At 63.1% G+C, this 17,401-nt stretch carries 18 protein-coding genes; 5 read left to right on the top strand and 13 right to left on the bottom strand.

Going from position 1 to position 17,401, the window contains the following annotated elements; all coding sequences use genetic code 11:
* Window positions 1-24: 24 nt before the first annotated feature.
* Window positions 25-1,452, top strand: a complete 1,428-nt coding sequence (gene thrC / locus ACDA63_RS02285; protein ID WP_373661545.1) for a threonine synthase — start codon at window positions 25-27, stop codon at window positions 1,450-1,452.
* Window positions 1,453-1,623: 171 nt separating this feature from the next.
* Here the strand turns inward: thrC and ACDA63_RS02280 are convergent, their stop codons facing one another.
* The 9 genes from ACDA63_RS02280 to ACDA63_RS02240 all read right to left on the bottom strand — a co-directional run bounded on the left by ACDA63_RS02280 (window position 1,624) and on the right by ACDA63_RS02240 (window position 10,671).
* Entirely contained in the window at window positions 1,624-2,049 is a 426-nt protein-coding gene (locus ACDA63_RS02280) for a bacteriohemerythrin (protein ID WP_373661544.1), read from the bottom strand.
* Window positions 2,050-2,163: 114 nt separating this feature from the next.
* Window positions 2,164-2,826: a hemolysin III family protein gene (locus ACDA63_RS02275; RefSeq protein WP_373661543.1), complete on the bottom strand. Its 663-nt coding sequence runs from the start codon at window positions 2,824-2,826 to the stop codon at window positions 2,164-2,166.
* A gap of 109 nt (window positions 2,827-2,935) precedes the next feature.
* Window positions 2,936-4,339 carry an FAD-binding oxidoreductase gene (locus ACDA63_RS02270; protein WP_373661542.1) on the bottom strand — a complete coding sequence of 468 codons (1,404 nt, stop codon included), beginning with the start codon at window positions 4,337-4,339 and terminating at the stop codon, window positions 2,936-2,938.
* 87 nt (window positions 4,340-4,426) lie between these two features.
* On the bottom strand, window positions 4,427-4,783 hold the full coding sequence (locus ACDA63_RS02265; RefSeq protein WP_373661541.1) for a DnaJ family domain-containing protein: 357 nt from the start codon (window positions 4,781-4,783) through the stop codon (window positions 4,427-4,429).
* A gap of 133 nt (window positions 4,784-4,916) precedes the next feature.
* Entirely contained in the window at window positions 4,917-6,266 is a 1,350-nt protein-coding gene (rimO, locus tag ACDA63_RS02260; RefSeq protein WP_373661540.1) for a 30S ribosomal protein S12 methylthiotransferase RimO, read from the bottom strand.
* A 148-nt stretch (window positions 6,267-6,414) separates the two neighbouring features.
* Window positions 6,415-7,014: a polyhydroxyalkanoate synthesis repressor PhaR gene (gene phaR, locus ACDA63_RS02255; protein WP_373661539.1), complete on the bottom strand. Its 600-nt coding sequence runs from the start codon at window positions 7,012-7,014 to the stop codon at window positions 6,415-6,417.
* Window positions 7,015-7,210: 196 nt separating this feature from the next.
* Window positions 7,211-7,951, bottom strand: a complete 741-nt coding sequence (locus ACDA63_RS02250) for a beta-ketoacyl-ACP reductase (protein WP_373661538.1) — start codon at window positions 7,949-7,951, stop codon at window positions 7,211-7,213.
* A gap of 118 nt (window positions 7,952-8,069) precedes the next feature.
* Window positions 8,070-8,810 carry an acetoacetyl-CoA reductase gene (gene phbB / locus ACDA63_RS02245; protein ID WP_373661537.1) on the bottom strand — a complete coding sequence of 247 codons (741 nt, stop codon included), beginning with the start codon at window positions 8,808-8,810 and terminating at the stop codon, window positions 8,070-8,072.
* 109 nt (window positions 8,811-8,919) lie between these two features.
* The gene (locus ACDA63_RS02240) at window positions 8,920-10,671 is read right to left on the bottom strand and encodes a PHA/PHB synthase family protein (protein WP_373661536.1); all 1,752 of its coding nucleotides are present in this window, start codon (window positions 10,669-10,671) and stop codon (window positions 8,920-8,922) included.
* 116 nt (window positions 10,672-10,787) lie between these two features.
* Between ACDA63_RS02240 and ACDA63_RS02235 the strand changes: the two genes are divergently transcribed.
* On the top strand, window positions 10,788-10,967 hold the full coding sequence (locus ACDA63_RS02235; RefSeq protein ID WP_373661535.1) for a hypothetical protein: 180 nt from the start codon (window positions 10,788-10,790) through the stop codon (window positions 10,965-10,967).
* On the opposite strand, the gene pgeF is transcribed toward ACDA63_RS02235, so the two are convergent.
* Both pgeF and rluD read right to left on the bottom strand, forming a co-directional pair.
* Complete coding sequence (pgeF, locus tag ACDA63_RS02230; RefSeq protein ID WP_373661534.1) at window positions 10,968-11,720, bottom strand: peptidoglycan editing factor PgeF; 753 nt, start codon at window positions 11,718-11,720, stop codon at window positions 10,968-10,970.
* Window positions 11,717-12,712, bottom strand: a complete 996-nt coding sequence (gene rluD / locus ACDA63_RS02225) for a 23S rRNA pseudouridine(1911/1915/1917) synthase RluD (RefSeq protein WP_373661533.1) — start codon at window positions 12,710-12,712, stop codon at window positions 11,717-11,719. Before rluD ends, pgeF begins: the two co-directional genes overlap by 4 nt.
* Between rluD and ACDA63_RS02220 the strand changes: the two genes are divergently transcribed.
* Together ACDA63_RS02220 and ACDA63_RS02215 are read left to right on the top strand one after the other, a co-directional pair.
* Window positions 12,699-13,460, top strand: a complete 762-nt coding sequence (locus tag ACDA63_RS02220) for an outer membrane protein assembly factor BamD (protein ID WP_373661532.1) — start codon at window positions 12,699-12,701, stop codon at window positions 13,458-13,460. The genes rluD and ACDA63_RS02220 overlap by 14 nt on opposite strands.
* Window positions 13,461-13,466: 6 nt before the next feature.
* Window positions 13,467-14,108: a LysE family translocator gene (locus tag ACDA63_RS02215; protein WP_373661531.1), complete on the top strand. Its 642-nt coding sequence runs from the start codon at window positions 13,467-13,469 to the stop codon at window positions 14,106-14,108.
* Between the two features lie 27 nt (window positions 14,109-14,135).
* Here the strand turns inward: ACDA63_RS02215 and ACDA63_RS02210 are convergent, their stop codons facing one another.
* A complete protein-coding gene (locus tag ACDA63_RS02210) occupies window positions 14,136-15,029 on the bottom strand; it encodes a polyphosphate kinase 2 family protein (protein ID WP_373661530.1) in 894 nt (297 codons plus the stop codon).
* Window positions 15,030-15,246: 217 nt separating this feature from the next.
* On the opposite strand from ACDA63_RS02210, the gene panC reads away from it, so the two are divergent.
* Window positions 15,247-16,077, top strand: a complete 831-nt coding sequence (panC, locus tag ACDA63_RS02205) for a pantoate--beta-alanine ligase (protein ID WP_373661529.1) — start codon at window positions 15,247-15,249, stop codon at window positions 16,075-16,077.
* A 64-nt stretch (window positions 16,078-16,141) separates the two neighbouring features.
* On the opposite strand, the gene ACDA63_RS02200 is transcribed toward panC, so the two are convergent.
* Entirely contained in the window at window positions 16,142-17,242 is a 1,101-nt protein-coding gene (locus ACDA63_RS02200; RefSeq protein WP_373661528.1) for an NADH:flavin oxidoreductase/NADH oxidase, read from the bottom strand.
* Window positions 17,243-17,401 lie beyond the last annotated feature (159 nt).

The raw sequence follows: 17,401 nt of genomic DNA, 5'->3' as shown, positions 1-17,401 counted from the left end.
GGGCGCGAACCTTCGAGTACGCTCATGCAATATTTGTCCACCCGTGGCCAAGCGCCGCGCAAGACCTTCACCGAAATCCTGCTCGGCGGCCTGATGGAAGATGGCGGCCTGGCATTGCCGGTCGACTACCCCAAGCTGACCGAAGCCGAGCTGACCGCCATGCGCGGCATGAACTATCGAGAGCTGGCCTTTGCCGTGCTGTCGAAGTTCGCCGACGACATTCCGGCGGACGACCTCAAGCGCATCATCGACAAGACCTACACGGCCGCCGTGTACAGCAACGGCCGCCCGGATTCGGATTTCGAACAGATCACGCCGCTGCGCCGTCTTGAAGACGGCCTGTACCTGCAGGAACTGTCCAACGGTCCGACGCTGGCCTTCAAGGACATGGCGATGCAGTTGCTGGGCAACCTGTTCGAGTACGCGCTCGGCCGCACCGGCGAGACACTGAACATCCTGGGCGCCACCTCGGGCGACACCGGTTCGTCGGCTGAATACGCCATGCGTGGCAAGCAGGGCGTAAAGGTTTTCATGCTCTCGCCTTACGGCAAGATGAGCGCGTTCCAGACGGCGCAGATGTTCTCGTTGCAGGACCCGAACATCTTCAACCTGGCCGTACGTGGCGTGTTCGACGACGCCCAGGACATCGTCAAGGCGGTGTCGAACGATCTGGACTTCAAGGCCAAGTACCGCATCGGCACGGTCAATTCGATCAACTGGGCTCGCGTGGTCGCGCAGGTTGTGTACTACTTCAAGGGCTACTTTGCGGCGACGACTTCGAACGACCAGGAAGTGGCCTTCTCGGTGCCGTCGGGCAACTTCGGCAACATCTGCGCCGGCCACATCGCGCGCATGATGGGGCTGCCGATCCGCCGCCTGATCCTGGCGACCAACGAGAACAACGTGCTGGAAGAGTTTTTCCGCACCGGCGTCTATCGCCCGCGCACCTCGGCGGAAACCAGGCAAACGTCGAGCCCGTCGATGGATATCTCGAAGGCTTCGAACTTCGAGCGCTTCGTCTATGACCTCGTCGGACGCGACGCCGACACCGTTCGCGAACTGTGGCGCGAAGTCGACCGTGGCGGCGCGTTCGATCTGACCCGCACCCCGCATTTCGCCAAGGTCGCCGATTACGGCTTCGTGGCGGGCCGCAGCTCGCACGCCGACCGTCTTGAGACGATCCGCAAGGTGTGGGCAGATCACAACGTGATGATCGACACGCACACGGCGGACGGTCTGAAAGTGGGGCTGGAATACCGCGAAGCCGGGGTGCCCCTGGTGGTGCTGGAAACCGCGCTGCCCGCCAAGTTCGAAGAGACCATCCGCGAAGCGCTGAACCAGAGTCCGTGGCGCCCCAAGGCCTACGAGAACATCGAAGCCCTGCCACAACGCTCGACAGTGGTCGACGTCAGCACCCAGCAGGTCAAGGACTTCATCGTCGCCAACATCTGACCATCCCCAACCCGTGACCGGCACGCGTCGGTCACGGCGCCCCTCGATCGCGCAGCGCCATATTGCCGGCGGCGATCCAATCAACGAATCAGGAAAGCCGCACGAGTAGTCAGGACGTGCCGCGGCACCGCATACGCCGCGCCCCGAACCGTCGAACTGCGAAGAATGTGTTCAGGGCCTGGCGCGTTCGACGCCGCCGCTGACGGCCACGATCTCGGACGCCAGTTGCTTGTCCATCGCCATGATGTGATTGCGCAGCCAGTCGGTCAGAAAGGTGTGCACCTTGAGCGACATGGTGACTGCGCCGCTCGTGCAACGGGCCTGCAGCTCACGAACCTCGCGAATCAGGCGATCATGTTCGGCCTTGTGTGCAGCGTAACCGGCGTAGCCGATCTGGCGCATGTAGTGCTCTTCGCGACGGAAGTGCATTTCGGTGTAGCGGACGAGTTCCTGCAGAACGGGCCCCACGGCCGACGACCCTTGCCCCACACGCATGGCGTCATGCAGGCGGTCCAGCATCTCGAACAACGCTTGGTGGTCATCATCGATGGCACGATTGCCAACGCGCAAGTCCTCGCTCCAGCGAACGACTGCCATGATAGGGGCTCCGCAACTCAGTAAGGTGAAGTTGCAGTATCAGAATTTTCTTACCCGCATTGATTGACCACTATCAATGGCCGGCCCGAGAGGGCCGGATTTCCGCAGTTCTCGTCAGGCGGCGTACCAGAGCACAGCGAAAAAATGGCACGTCGCCCCTGCCAGTACGAACAAATGCCAGATGAAGTGGAAGAAGCGCAGGCGCGAACTGAGCGCGTAGAACACCGTACCGACGGTATAGGCCAGCCCGCCGCCAGCCAACCACAGTAGGCCATTGAGAGGCACCTTGGCGCTCATCGGCGCGGCGGCGATGACGATCAGCCACCCCATGGCAAGGTAGATGCTGACCGACAACCACTTGCGGTTGAGCCGGTTGAAAGCCTTCAGCAATAGCCCGATGGCGGCCAGCGCCCAGACCAGACCGAACAGCGTCCAGCCCCAGGTGCCACTGAGTACGCCAAGCGTAAAAGGCGTGTACGTCCCCGCGATGAGCAGGTAGATGGCGGCGTGGTCGACGCGGTGGAAGAACTCTTTGACGCGCCCGCGCGGCATGGCGTGGTACAGCGTGGAGCTCAGGTACATGAGGATCATCGTGGCGGCGAAGACACTGGCACCGATGATCTCCTGCACACCGCCATCGAGTGCAGCGAATACCAGGAACGGAGCCCCGACGATGGCCGCCACGCAGCCGACACCGTGACTGATGCTGTTTGCAACTTCCTCGCCCAGGGTCTGAAGGCGCTTGACCCGCCCCTTTGCCACTTCAACTACCGTCATCGCATGTCCACGATCAACAAACCGAGCAAATCAGTTTAAGGCCGCTCAAACCCGCCCCATTTGATTTGGAGTAGTACCTGCGCATTTGTCGGGCGCTGGAACGGAAAAATCAGAGCAACTTACGCGGATTCATCAGGCCCTTGGGATCGAGCGAACGCTTGATGGCTTTCATCAGTTCCAGTTCAAGCGGCTGTTTGTAGCGCCGGATTTCCTCTCGCTTGAGCTGTCCGAGCCCATGCTCGGCGGAAATCGAACCGTTCTTCGCTGCTACCGAATCGTGCACGATGCGGTTCACGCGGGGCGTCTGCGCGATGAAGGTGGCGTTGTCCGAAGCGTCCGGCTTGGACATGTTGTAGTGCAGGTTACCGTCGCCGACGTGGCCGAAGGCAACGATGCGTACATCCGGAAACTCGCTGCGCAAAGCGGCCCCCGCTTCGCGCAGGAAGTCAGGAATGCGGCTCACCGGCACCGACACATCATGCTTGATGCTGATGCCTTCCACGCGCTGCGCTTCCGAAATGTTCTCGCGCAGTGACCACAATGCTGCGGCTTGCGCTTCGCTGGCAGCGAGCACGGCATCGAGCACGAGGCCGCTCTCCATGGCCTCGCCCAACCCTTCTTCGAGCAACGGCGCGGTGATGTCCCCCGCAGCCGGATCGCTCAGTTCAACCAGCGCATACCAGTCGTGCGCATCGGAAAGCGGGTCGCTCGTGCCGGGCATGTGCTTGAGGACCAGTTCGAGCGCCGGGCGGCCGACGATCTCAAAAGCCGACAAGCGATCGCCCGCCGTCCCGCGCATGAGCGCCAGCAGTTCGATGGCCGCATCGGCGTCACGCAACGCCACCCAGCCCACGCTGCGCGAGCGCGGCAGGGGAAACAGCTTGAGCACCGCGGCAGTGATGATGCCGAGCGTACCTTCGGCGCCGATGAACAAGTGCTTGAGGTCGTAGCCAGTGTTGTCCTTACGTAGCCCGCGCAAGCCGTTCCAGATCTGCCCGTCTGGCAACACCACCTCCAGCCCCAATGTGAGTTCGCGCGTGTTGCCATAGCGCAGCACGTGCACGCCGCCCGCGTTGGTGGAGAGGTTGCCGCCGATCTGGCAGGTACCTTCGGCGGCCAACGACAGCGGAAACAACCGATCGTGGTCCTGCGCGGCCTCTTGCACGGCCGCCAGGGTGCAGCCGGCCTCGACAGTGATGGTGTTGTTGGCGGTATCGACCTCGCGCACGCGATTCAGACGTCCGGTCAAGACGATCACTTCGCCCCCCTGGCATGGCACGCTCCCCCCTACCAGACCCGTATTGCCACCTTGCGGCACGATTGCGACGCCATGGTCGGCACACAGGCGCACGACCGCCGCCAGTTCTTCGGTCGAGGCCGGACGCACGGCGCACAACGCCTGTCCGGTATAGCGTCCACGCCAGTCGGACAAATACGGTGCGAGGTCATTGGGAGCGTCGACGACATAGGCATCGCCAACGATGCAGCGAAGACCTGCAATCAGTTCTTGCATGGGCAGCCCTTCTGATGGGACGGCGGGAGGAGGAGCGTCGATGATCGCACGCAGACGCCTGCGACGTCACGAGCACCATGCACGCGGTCAGAACCGCTCGGCAACCTTGTCGAGATATTCGATCGGCACCACCAGTTGGCGATGCCCGGATTCGGACAGGCACAGGTTGATGCGCGACAGGCGCGCGTACAAGGCACCTCGTTCGCCACCCTCACCCGCCGTTGCCAACTGCAATGCGATCTCGACGGCTTCGCGGTGCATTTCGAGCTCGGGCGGAATGTAGCCGGAAGTCTTGAGCAGCCGGTAGGCGGTCCGCATTTCCGGAGGGACGAGCGAGAGGTCCTCATCGGGCAACGGTTGCCCCGCGCCCGGAAGATCGTCGAACTCGCCACGATCGCAGGCTTCTGCGATCTGGCGTTCGGCAAGTTGATCGAGGATGAACATGGGCAGCTCCTTCAGCGCGCCACGCATTCGAACGGCGTTGCATTCACGCAGACCAGGGCGGGAAGCCGCAGACAGCGCGCCGTAGCCGGCACGGCTCCCAAAACGCAGTCACTCGTTTGAAGGCAACACCATATCAATCGTCGGCGAAGACCGGCTCTGCATACAGATCGTGCACGTCGCTGTCGGTGACCCGCACTTTGTAGAAGCCGCCGACCTGCATATCGTAACCGTCGGGAATGATCACCTGGCCGTCGATTTCGGGAGCGTCGCCTTCGGAACGCGCCACCGCGCCCTCTTCGCTGACCTCATCGACCAGCACCACCAGTTCGCGCCCCACTTTGTCCTTCAGGCGCTGCACGCTGATTTCTTCCTGGTACTCCATGAGGCGCAGGCGGCGGTCTTCGCGCTCTTCGTCCGCGACCGCGCCCGGCAGGTCATTGGCGGTCGCGCCTTCGACCGGTGAATAGGCAAAGGCGCCCACGCGATCGAGCCGCGCTTCGTCAAGGAAGTCGAGCAATTCCTGGAATTCCGCCTCCGTCTCGCCAGGAAAGCCGGTGATGAACGTGCTGCGGATGGTCAGGTCCGGGCAGATTTCGCGCCAGCGGCGGATGCGCTCGAGGTTGTTTTCGGCGCTGGCCGGACGCTTCATGGCTTTGAGAACGCGCGGGCTGGCGTGCTGGAAAGGGACGTCCAGGTACGGCAGCACCTTGCCCTCGGCCATCAGCGGCAGGATGTCGTCGACGTGCGGATACGGATAGACATAGTGCAGGCGCACCCACACGTCGAGCTCCGACAGCGCCTTGCACAGGTCGTACATCTTCGTGCGCAGGGGACGGCCATTCCAGAAGCCCGTGCGGTACTTGGTGTCGACGCCGTACGCGCTGGTGTCCTGCGAAATGACGAGGATTTCCTTCACGCCGGATTTGACCAGCGCTTCAGCTTCGCGCATCACCTCGTGGATCGGGCGCGACACGAGATCACCTCGCATCGACGGGATGATGCAGAAAGTGCAGCGATGGTTGCAGCCTTCGGAAATCTTCAGATACGCGTAGTGTTGCGGTGTGAGGCGAACACCTTGAGGCGGCACGAGATCGATGAATGGGTCGTGCGGCTTGGGCAGATGATCGTGCACCGCCAGCATGACTTCTTCGGTCGCGTGCGGGCCCGTCACGGCGAGCACCTTCGGGTGCACCTGCTCGACGATACCGCGACCGTCGCCGTCTTTCTTGGCGCCCAGGCAGCCGGTCACGATGACCTTGCCGTTTTCCTTCAGCGCCTCGCCAATGGCGTCCAGGGATTCTTCGACGGCAGCGTCGATGAAGCCGCAGGTATTGACGATGACCAGGTCAGCCCCATCGTAGTCGGAGGCAACCTCGTAACCCTCCGCGCGCAGACGGGTGAGGATGCTTTCGGAGTCGGACGTCGCTTTCGGGCAGCCGAGGGAGACGAACCCGACGCGGGGCGTGGCAGTAGTGGCAGTCAAAACAGGAACCTCTGTGGGGCGCAGCCTGCGCGACGGGCGAGCCTTGAATTCGGGGCAGCACAATGCCGAACGCCCGCATGAGCGGGCGTTCGGCATTGACTTCGCGCGGGCGGATTATCGCACTAATGGGCTCGGATGGGCGCAGGCATCACTTCTTTTCGCCCGTTTTTTCACCGGCTTTTTCATTCGGCTTGTCGGTGGCCGATGGGACCGGGTAGTTCGGAAACTGGAAACCGGAGAACAGATTACGGGCCTGGGACTCCACCTGTTCCTGCATCTGCACGAACATGCGTTTGCTCTGCTCCATGTAGGCGCCCATCATGCTGTGCAGCGCCGGGCCCTGGAAGCTGAGGAACTGCGCCCACATGTCCTTGCTGGCCGGGCTGTTCTCGCCGTAGAGCGACTTGGCCTGCTCCTGCAGCTTGACCTGCATGTCGGTGAAGGCCTTGATGTTGTTTTCGAGGTAACGCCCCATGAAACCCTGCATGGCATTGCCGTAGAAGCGGATCATCTGGGCCAGCAGATCGCTGGTGAACATCGGCGTGCCGCCGCTTTCTTCTTCCAGGATGATCTGCAGCAGGATGGAACGGGTGATGTCTTCGCCGCTCTTGGCGTCAACCACCTGGAACTCCTCGCCCGCGAGGACGAGATCGCGAACGTCCGCGAGCGTGATGTAACAACTGGACGCCGTGTCGTAAAGACGGCGGTTCGGGTACTTCTTGATGAGACGCGAGTGCTGCTCGGCCATTCAGTTTCTCCTCCGATGCGTCCGTTCTGAGCGACGGTTGGGCGCGATTATAGCAACCTAAATCGGTGAACCTGCCCATCGGGTCGCGTAAAATCCCGCTCGGCATACCGAGCGGGCGGTCCCGACCGCCCGCCAACCACCGCCGGACCTTGGCGCCGATGGCGGGCGCGGGGCCGGCGACAGCAGGCCGACAGGCTCAGACCATGTGCAGGCCGCCGTTGATATTGATAGTCGCGCCCGTGATATACCCGGCCTTGTCGGAAGCCAGGTAAGCACACAGGTCGCCGATCTCTTCGGGCGTGCCCAGGCGGCCGGCAGGGATGGTGGCGACGATCTGGTCGCGCACTTCTTCCTTGATGGCCATGACCATGTCGGTGCCGATGTAGCCCGGCGCGATGGCGTTGACCGTGACTCCCTTCTTGGCGACTTCCTGCGCGATGGCCTTGGTGAAGCCCAGGATGCCGGCCTTGGCTGCGGAATAGTTGGCCTGACCGAACTGCCCCTTCACCCCGTTGACCGACGAAATATTGATGACGCGACCAAAGCCGCGCTCGGCCATTCCCTGCAGCACGCCATGGGTGACGTTGAACACACTGTCCAGGTTGGTCGACAGGACAGCATCCCACTGGCTCTTATCCATCTTGCGGAACGTGGCGTCGCGCGTGATGCCGGCGTTATTGACCAGCAGATCGATCGGGCCGACTTCGGCTTCGATCTTCTTGATCATGGCCTGGCATTGGTCGAAATCCGTCACGTCGGCTTCGCCCGCGATGAACTGGAATCCTTCGGCGCGCGTCTTGGCCAGCCACTCGTCCTTGGGCGGGAAATCCGGCAGGCAGTTGGCGACGACTGTCCAGCCGTCTTTGGCCAGCGACTTGCAGATTGCGGTGCCAAGGCCACCCATGCCGCCCGTGACGAGCGCAACTTTCTTGGTCATTGTCTTCACCTCTCATCGTTGACACACACCGACCGCCGGGGGATGCGGGGCCGGTTCTTGCGCCGCCAGGGTCGGCGCTCCCGGAAATTCGTGGCCGCCAGACTCCTGGCGCGCCGCTTCAGTACATGTGCTGCCCACCGTTGATCGAGATATTCGCGCCCGTCAGGAACGCGGCTTCATCCGATGCAAGATAGGCGACGAGTCCTGCGACTTCTTCTGGCTTGCCCAGACGGCTGATGGGAATCTGCGGCAGGATCTTGGATTCGAGGATCTCGGCCGGAATCTGCGTCACCATCTTGGTACCGATGTATCCCGGAGAAATGGTATTGACCGTCACGCCATGCTTGGCCACCTCGAGCGCCAGTGCCTTCGTGAAACCATGCATGCCGGCCTTGGCGGCGGAATAGTTGGTCTGGCCGAAGGCGCCTTTCTGGCCATTCACCGAAGCGACATTGATGATGCGGCCCCACTTGCGTTCGGTCATGCCCTCCATGACCTGCTTGGTCATGTTGAATACGCTGTCGAGATTGGTGTTCATGACCGCGTCCCAGTCGGCCTTGGTCATCTTCTTGAATGTCATGTCGCGCGTAATGCCGGCGTTGTTGACCAGCACGTCGACCGCACCGACTTCTTTCTGGATCTTCGCCACGCAGGCATGGCACGAGTCGAAGTCGGTGACATCGCACTCGTAGGCGCCAAAGTCGTGGCCCTGCTGGCGCATGTTGGAGAGCCACTCGCCGGCCTTGTGGTTATTGGGCGAATAGGTCGTGATGACCTTGTAACCGAGCTTTTCCATCTTCATGCAGATCGCTTCGCCCAGGCCGCCCATGCCACCCGTGATCAATGCAACGCGAGCCATCGTCCTATCTCCTCAGTGAGTGCCCTCTTGTGCGAGCGCCACGATCCGGGCTGACCGCCGCGCTGTCGACCCGCCTGCGCGGATCACCGGGACCGCAAAGCCGTCCCCCTCAGGCCGGCTCCCGGACATAGCTGCCCGGCGCGGCCTCGATCTGCCTGTAACGACGATTGCCCAGCCGCTCGCGTGCCGGCACCTGTTCGCCGCTGCGTTGTACGAGCCACGCCGACCAGTGCGGCCACCAGCTGCCGGGCACTTCGGTCGTATTGTGATGCCATTGTTCGGCGGTTGCTGCCACGTCGCCGGTCCAGTAGTGGCGCTTCTTCTTTGCGGCCGGATTGATGACGCCGGCAATATGCCCGCTCGCGCCGAGCACGAAAGTTGCATCCTTGCTGCCGAGCAGACGCACGCCGAGGTAGGAAGTCTTCCACGGTACGATGTGGTCTTCGCGCGAAGCATAAAAATATGCCGGGCAATCGATCTTGCCCAGGTCCACCGGCTGACCGAGCATGGTCAGCTTGCCGGGCACCCGGAGGCTATTCTCCAGGTACATGTTGCGCAGGTACCACGATGCGAACGGCCCTGGCAGATTAGTGCTATCGGCATTCCAGAACAACAGGTCGAATGCCGGCGGCTTGTTGCCCCGCAGGTAGTTGTCGACCACGTAGTTCCAGACCAGATCGTTCGGCCGCAGGCTGGAGAAGATGTTGGTAAACTCTTGTCCGGTGATGAGTCCGCCCTTGCCGATGGTTGTCTCGCGCGCAGAGACAGAAGCCTCGTCAACATAGCAGGCGATGTCCCCGGTATCGGCGAAATCCAGCATGGTGGTGAGGAAAGTGACGCAGCCCACCGGGTCTTCACCACGCGCACGGGCCACCGCCAGCGCGCTGCCAACGAGCGTCCCCCCCACGCAGAAACCCAGAATGTTCGGTTTGGCGACCTTGGTGATCTCGCGCACCACGTCGAGCGCCTTGAGGACTCCCTGATCGAGATAATCGTCCCACCCAAGCGCACTCTGTTCGGCCTTGGGGTTGCGCCACGACACCAGGAAGACCGTGAAGCCCTGCTCGACCGCGTACCGGACGAACGAATTCTCGGGCTGCAGATCAAGGATGTAGTACTTGTTGATGCACGGCGGCACGATCAACAACGGTACTTCGGCCACCTTGTCGGTCAGCGGTGCGTATTGGATAAGCTGGATGAGTTCGTTCTGATAGACCACCGAACCCTGTGTCGTCGCCAGATTGCGCCCCACTTCGAAGGCGCTCTCATCCGTCATGGAAATGCGCCCGCGCTCGACGTCGGCAATGAGATTCATCAGACCGGCCGTGATGCTCTCACCCTTGGTGTCGAGCGCGCGTTGTACGAACTCGGGATTGGTCGCGGCGAAGTTGGCGGGCGACAGCGCGTCGATGTATTGGCGCGTCATGAACTTGAGCCGCTGGCGCGCGTGTTTGTCGCTCACCGGCACCAGATCGGCCACGGCCATCAGATAGTGCGCATTGATCAGGTATGCTTGACGAATGTAGTCGTAGAAGGGGCTCGTCGACCATTCAGGTGCCGAAAAGCGGCGGTCGCCGGGACTGGCCTTGGCGACCTGCGCGCGCTCTCCGGCTTCCACGCTGGACGCTGCCATGGTCGACCACAGGCGGGCGTGCTGTTCGAGATGTTCGCGCTGTAGTTGCGCAAGATGCTGCGCGTCGACCGACAAAGCGGGGGACGCAAGCCCTGCAAGAGGATGCTGGACCGCCGCCTGATCGGTCCCCTGCGGGATCCTGCCAAGCTGCTCGAAAAACACCTTTGCCATTTCCTGCCCGGACCGGACCAGATTTTCGAATACTTCACGCGGCTGCTGTGGCGTCATGAACTTCGGCGTCCTTCCATCAAGGGAATTTCAAGTGCGCAATCGACGCCCCGGTGCGGCGCGCGGCGAATCGATTTTTGCATCGCACCAATAGAGCGTCAAGGCGGGTTCTGCTCATGCATATCGTGATTATCGGCTGGCTTTTCGTTGCCGTCATGCTCGCCATCAGCCAGACCAGTCTGGTCGGCGCAGCAATTACCTTCATCATGTGGGGATTATTGCCGGCCGGGTTGATTACCTACCTGTTCGGGCGGCGCAAACGCAAAGGTGAGCGCAAGGGCGACAAGCCCGACTGACTAGTCGCGCCAGACAAGTGCCGCCATGCGCCCGGTGGTGCGATCACGACGATACGAAAAGAAATCGTCGCCCCGCTCGACGGTACATAGCCCCCCGCCGAAGATGCTCGCAACCGGCATGCCGCAGGCATGAAGGCGTTGACGCGCCAGCGTAAAGATATCCGCCATCCAGCGGTCGCCCTTGCCCGGCTCGAATGCAGCCGCTGCCTGCGCGTCGCGCCGCATGAAAATATCTCGGACCTCGGGTCCGACCTCGAAATGCGCGGGCCCGATGGCTGGGCCGAGCCATGCGATCACATCCTTCGGAGCGCGCTGCATGGCCGTCAGCGTTCTTTCGAGCACACCATCGGCCAGCCCGCGCCACCCTGCATGGGCAGCGGCCACTGCACTGCCGTCGCGACTGGCGAACAGAACCGGGAGGCAATCCGCCGTCATGACCACGCACACCGCGCCAGCGTCGCGCGATACCGAGGCATCGGCCTCGACGGGGATCGCTTGCTGCGCCGCCCAGCCCGCGTCGACGACCTTCACGCCATGCACCTGGGCAAGCCACGCTGGTTCGGCCGGCAGGAACTGCTCCAGCGCAGCGCGATTGGCAGCAACCGCGGCCGGATCGTCGCCGACGTGCGTGCCAAGATTGAAACTGTCGTACGGCGCCACGCTGCTGCCGCCGCGCCGCGTCGTCACCAGGGCGTGCACGCCAACGGGTGCCGGCCATTCAGGTACGAGCAGGACAGGGGCGGCCTGTTTCACGATGTGCTCTCCGCCCCCTGCCCGAGTGCTGCGATGAGTCGCTCCATATCGGCGGGCATTGCGGCCTCCCAGGTCATATGTTCGCCGGACGCCGGATGCAGTAGCCCAAGGCGGAAGGCATGCAGCGCCTGCCGACCGAATCCGGCTGCCGCTGCGGGCTGCGCACGCCGCCCGGCATAGACCGGATCGCCGATCAGCGGATGCCCGATGTGCGCCATATGGACCCGGATCTGGTGCGTGCGGCCAGTCTCCAGCGAGCACTCAACGAGCGTGGCGCCCGCCAGTCGCTGCAGCAGCCGGAAATGCGTCCGCGCCGGGCGGCCATTTGCCACCACTGCCATCTTGGTGCGTTGGGTCGGATGTCGGCCGATCGGCGCATCCACCGTGCCCGACGCAGGGGAGACCCCAACTACAACGGCGCGATAGACGCGCTTGACGGTCCGGGCCTGTAGCTGACGGACCAGATCGGTCTGTGCCTCCAGGGTCTTGGCGACCACCATCAGACCCGAGGTTTCCTTGTCCAGTCGATGCACGATCCCCGCACGAGGCAGTTCGGACATGTCTTCGTCGTGGGCCAGCAGTGCGTTGAGCAGCGTGCCGCTCCAGTTGCCGCTGCCCGGATGGACCACCAGCCCCGCCGGCTTGTTGATGACCAGGATGTGTTCATCCTCAAAGACCGTTTCGAGTGGGATGTCCTCTGGCGCGTCGGCCAGTGCCTGGCGGCTTTCGGCAGGGGCGACTTCGAGCACTTCTCCGCCGAGCAGCTTGGCCTTGGTATCGGTCAGGACGACCCCTGCGCGACTCACGCGCCCCTCGCGGATCCATCCCTGCAGACGGCTCCGGGAGTGCTCGGGCATCAGGCGGGCCAGGCCCGCGTCGAGCCGCTGCCCACCAAAATCGAGCGGAACCGTAAGACGACACAGGCCCTCTGCCGCCGATTCGCTATAATCGGCTGGATCTTTTCTTTGCGGTGTTGGAATGTTCAAGCTCACCAAATGGAGTGTACCGGTTGTTTTCGCGATTTGCCTCGCAGCCTGCGGCTCGAACGAGCCCAAGGACGACCCTAACGCCACCCCGCAACAAATGTACGCGGAAGCCAAGGACTTGATGGATTCCGGCTCGTACGAACAGGCCATCAAGCTGTATGAACGCCTGCAGGCGCGTTTCCCGTACGGGAACTACGCCCAGCAGGCCGAAATGGACGTGGCCTATTCCTACTACAAGCTGCGCGACGTGCCGTCGGCCGTGTCCGCGGCAGACCGATTCATCAAGGCGCACCCCAACCATCCGAACGTCGATTACGCCTACTACCTGAAGGGCTTGTCGTACTACAACACCGACGACAGCTGGATGACCTACATCGTTTCGATGGACCTGGCCGACCGCGACCCGATCGCCACGCGCGAGGCCTTCGATACGTTCAAGGAACTCATCACCCGTTACCCGAACAGCCGTTACACGCCAGACGCCACCGAGCGCATGAAGAAACTCGTCCAGGCGCTGGCCGACAACGAATTGCACGTGGCCCGCTACTACTCGGCTCGCCGTGCGCCGCTCGCGGCGGCCAATCGCGCCCAGGTCGTGCTGCGCCAGTTCCCGGAGTCGCCTGCCGTCGAAGAAGCACTCGGCATCATGGTGAAGTCCTATGAACAGCTCGGCCTGACCTCGCTGAGAAACGACGCCGAACGCGTGCTGCGCCAGAACTTCCCCAACAGCAAGTTCCTGACGGCCTCGAAGTAAGACCTCATGACCCCGGACCAGCTCGCGCTGTTCGTGCCTTTTGCGTTCATGCTGGCGATCGCGCCGGGGCCGGACAATCTCGCTGTGCTGGCGCTGGGCGTCTCCAACGGGCGACCTGCCGCCCTGGGTTTCGGCCTGGGTTGCGCGGCGGGCTGCCTGAATCACACGCTCCTGGCGGCCATTGGCGTATCGGCGCTCATAGCCGCGTCGCCCGTCGCCTTTGCCGTCCTGCAATACGCCGGAGCGGCCTATCTCGTGTGGCTCGGCATACGAATCCTGCGCAGTCCGGGTAGCGCGCTGTCCGCGCGCGCGCCAGACAGCCAGACGCGCTTCGGCGTGCAGTTCCGTCGCGGACTGCTGGCCAATGCAATCAACCCCAAGGTTGGCCTGTTCTTCCTGGCTTTGCTGCCGCAGTTCGTCCGTGCAGATGGCTGGGCAGCGCCGTGGCAGATACTGGTACTGGGCGTGATCTTCGGCGTCGTCAGCGGGATCGTCTTCAGCGCCGTGGCGCTGGGTGCGGCCGGCATCGGCCAATGGCTGGCGCGCCACCCGCGCGCCGCACGCTGGACAGATCACGCCAGCGCACTGGTTTTCATCGGACTGGGCATCCGGCTCGCCCTTGGCGAGCTGCCGCGCGCCGCGCGCTGAACGCGGCGACACGGCCCTCCTCCACGATCAACGTTTCTCCGCCAGCAGTTGGCTGCGCGCTTCGGCAAGTTGCTCGAGTTGCGCCTTGCTCACGCGTGGATACTCAAGCTTCATATCGCGCATCGCGTCGATGATGGCAGCCGCCACGGCCAGCCGCGTAAACCACTTGTTGTCCGCCGGAATCACATACCACGGTGCGAACTCGGTACTGGTGTTGCGGATGGTGTCCTCGTACGCCTTCATGTACTGGTCCCAATACGAGCGTTCGCGGATGTCGGAGGCCGAGAACTTCCAGTGTTTTTCCGGCGTATCCAGCCGTTCCATGAACCGGCGCTTCTGTTCGTCTGCCGACACGTACAGGAAGAACTTGAGGATGAGCGTGCCGTTGCGGGCCAGGTAACGCTCCACGCTGTTGATGTCTTCGAAACGTTCCTGCCAGACCTTCTTGGAAAGAAGCTCCGGCGGCATGTGCTGCGCGCGCAGGATTTCGGGATGCACCCGCGCCACGAGTGTCTCTTCATAGTACGAGCGATTGAAGATGCCGATCCGGCCACGTTCCGGCAGTGCCTTCAGGCAACGCCAGAGATAGTCGTGATCGAGTTCTTCCGCCGACGGCCCCTTGAAGGAGTGCACCTGGCAGCCCTGCGGATTGACGCCTGACATGACGTGGCGGATGGTCCCATCCTTGCCCGCCGCGTCCATCGCCTGGAAGATCAACAGGACAGACCAACGGTCCTGCGCATAGAGTTTCTGCTGCAGTTCGTCGAGCTCGGCAATGCCCGTCTGCAGGATCTGACGAGCTTCGGCCTTATCGGCCTTGAGACCGGCGGTATCGGCCGGATCGACGTCCTTGAGCCGGAACTTGCCAGGGCGCGTCACCTTGTACGGCGCCAGCATTTTCTTCAGGTCTCTCTTGGCCATGCGCTTCCTCATGCTGTGAGTGAACGGACGCCGTCATGACGCAGTGGTAGTCGGACACTTCGCGGCCGACACAGCCCCAATGCCCATCATGACGGCAACATTGCACACCCACTATAGCCTGTGCCCCAAGCGCACGCAGGCCGGGGCGTGACGCATTGCACAAGCCTTTGCGTTACGGCATTCTGAGTGGCTTTCCCGCAGCTCTCCCTCAGCCATCATGCAGATCCATACCACCATCGCCAGCCTGCGCGCCGCGCTCGCCGGCACGGGTCGCGTCGCTTTTGCGCCGACCATGGGCAACCTCCACGACGGCCACATCAGCCTGATGCGACAGGCGCACGGGCACGGTGACGCGGTCGTCTCGAGCATCTTCGTCAACCGTCTGCAGTTCGGCCCCAACGAAGACTTCGACAAATATCCGCGCACCTTTCAGCAGGATTGTGATCGGCTGGCCCAGGCCGGCGTGGATCATCTCTTCGCACCGGACGAGAAGGAACTCTATCCGCAACCGCAGCGGTATGTGATTCAGCCGGCCAGCGCGCACGACAGCATTCTCGAGGGCGCCTTCCGCCCCGGACATTTCCAGGGCGTGGCCACGGTCGTCGCCAAGCTGTTCAACATCGTGCGCCCGACCGCCGCACTGTTCGGCAAGAAGGATTACCAGCAATTGATGGTCATCCGCAACATGGTCGCCGAACTCAATATGGGTATCGAGATCATCGGTTGCGACACCGTGCGCGCCGACGACGGTCTGGCGCTATCGTCGCGCAACGGCTACCTGAGCGAAGCCGAGCGCGCGGAGGCGCCACGCCTGTCGGCCGAACTGCGCCGCATCGTCGAAGCTGTCATCGCCGGTCGACGTGACTACGCAGCGCTCGAACAAAGCGCAACACAAGCGCTCTCCCAGCACGGATGGAAGCCGGACTACATCGCCATTCGCCGGCAGGCGGACCTGCAGGCGCCTGAAGGCGACGCCCCTTTGGTCGTCGTCGCGGCCGCGCGCCTTGGCAACACACGGCTGATCGACAACATGGAAATAGCCCGCTGAACGAGCAGGCGAATCGTACGGCGGGCATCGCCTCGCGAGCCGCCGTCCGCTCATCGCGCCAACATCAGGCGCGAGGCTTTCTCGCCGGTGTATGCGCGGGTGCGGCGCGCAGGTATTGCGTGGGCCACGATTGTTCGTGTCCGAGCGCCTGGGCCGCATGCAGCGGCCAGTAGGGGTCGCGCAACAACTCGCGCGCCAGCAGGACGATGTCGGCCTGCCCTGTTCGAATGATGTGATCGGCCTGCGCAGGATCGGTGATCAAGCCCACTGCGCCACTGGCGATGCCGGCTTCATGGCGCACGCGCGCCGCAAACGCCGTCTGATAGCCCGGCCCGAGCGGAATATCGGCGCGCGCCAGCGTGCCGCCGGATGAGGTGTCGATGAGGTCGGCGCCGTCTTCGCGCAGCAGGGCAGCCAGCCGCACGGCATCGTCCGGCGTCCAGCCGCCCTCCTGGGCCCAATCGGTAGCGGACAGGCGCACGAATACCGGCAGACCGTCCGGCCACACGGCCCTCACCGCGCGCACCACTTCGCGCGCAAGACGCACGCGGTTGTCGAAGCTGCCGCCATAGTCGTCATCGCGCTGGTTCGAGAACGGCGACATGAACTGGTGCAGCAGATAGCCGTGCGCCGCGTGGACCTCCACCACCTCGAAGCCCGCCGCGATCGCCCTGTGCGCGGCGGCGACGAAATCGTCCACCACCTTGCGTATGCCGGCATGGTCGAGCGCCTCCGGCATCGGGTAGCTGTCGGCAAAGGGAATCGCGGACGGCGCCACGACTTGCCAGCCGCCCTTCGCTTCGGGCACCGCGCCGTTGCCGGCGCCAGGCGGCCAGGTGCTGGCCTTGCGACCGGCATGCGCCAGTTGCACGCCTGCCACCGCCCCCTGTCCGCGCACGAAATCCACGACGCGCTTGAGCGCGTCGGTTTGCGCGTCATTCCAGAGGCCAAGATCGCTGGGGCTGATGCGCCCTTCGGGCGACACCGCGGTCGCTTCACAGATGACAAGGCCGGCGCCGCCCGCCGCGCGCGCGCCCAAGTGGACCAGATGCCATTCATTGGCGAGCCCGTCCTGCGAGCTGTACATGCACATCGGCGAAACGGCGATCCGGTTGCGCAGTTCCAACTGGCGCAGCGCGATCGGCGAAAAAAGATGGGGGGGCATACGCAGTCCTCAGAGAGTCTGATTTTTTGACAGTAGTACAGCGGACGGGATACAGCGGATTCCGAGCGCGGTCGCTATTTGGGTAGGGCGCTTACATAGGGCACTGAATTTGGGACTTATCTTAAACCCGATACCTTGGCAGGTTCGTAACATCACCGC

This window comes from Uliginosibacterium sp. sgz301328 (genome assembly GCF_041807905.1).
GTDB lineage: Bacteria > Pseudomonadota > Gammaproteobacteria > Burkholderiales > Rhodocyclaceae > JBGVSA01.
This window is presented reverse-complemented; position numbering and strand designations above follow the sequence as displayed.

Coding starts and splice junctions, on each gene's coding strand:
- thrC (WP_373661545.1), top strand. CDS start 25: ATGCAATATTTGTCCACCCGTGGCCAAGCGCCGCGCAAGACCTTCACC.
- ACDA63_RS02280 (WP_373661544.1), bottom strand. CDS start 2,049: ATGGCAGTCGTTCGCTGGAGCGAGGACTTGCGCGTTGGCAATCGTGCC.
- ACDA63_RS02275 (WP_373661543.1), bottom strand. CDS start 2,826: ATGACGGTAGTTGAAGTGGCAAAGGGGCGGGTCAAGCGCCTTCAGACC.
- ACDA63_RS02270 (WP_373661542.1), bottom strand. CDS start 4,339: ATGCAAGAACTGATTGCAGGTCTTCGCTGCATCGTTGGCGATGCCTAT.
- ACDA63_RS02265 (WP_373661541.1), bottom strand. CDS start 4,783: ATGTTCATCCTCGATCAACTTGCCGAACGCCAGATCGCAGAAGCCTGC.
- phaR (WP_373661539.1), bottom strand. CDS start 7,014: ATGGCCGAGCAGCACTCGCGTCTCATCAAGAAGTACCCGAACCGCCGT.
- ACDA63_RS02250 (WP_373661538.1), bottom strand. CDS start 7,951: ATGACCAAGAAAGTTGCGCTCGTCACGGGCGGCATGGGTGGCCTTGGC.
- phbB (WP_373661537.1), bottom strand. CDS start 8,810: ATGGCTCGCGTTGCATTGATCACGGGTGGCATGGGCGGCCTGGGCGAA.
- ACDA63_RS02240 (WP_373661536.1), bottom strand. CDS start 10,671: ATGACGCCACAGCAGCCGCGTGAAGTATTCGAAAATCTGGTCCGGTCC.
- ACDA63_RS02235 (WP_373661535.1), top strand. CDS start 10,788: ATGCATATCGTGATTATCGGCTGGCTTTTCGTTGCCGTCATGCTCGCC.
- ACDA63_RS02220 (WP_373661532.1), top strand. CDS start 12,699: ATGTTCAAGCTCACCAAATGGAGTGTACCGGTTGTTTTCGCGATTTGC.
- ACDA63_RS02215 (WP_373661531.1), top strand. CDS start 13,467: ATGACCCCGGACCAGCTCGCGCTGTTCGTGCCTTTTGCGTTCATGCTG.
- ACDA63_RS02210 (WP_373661530.1), bottom strand. CDS start 15,029: ATGGCCAAGAGAGACCTGAAGAAAATGCTGGCGCCGTACAAGGTGACG.
- panC (WP_373661529.1), top strand. CDS start 15,247: ATGCAGATCCATACCACCATCGCCAGCCTGCGCGCCGCGCTCGCCGGC.
- ACDA63_RS02200 (WP_373661528.1), bottom strand. CDS start 17,242: ATGCCCCCCCATCTTTTTTCGCCGATCGCGCTGCGCCAGTTGGAACTG.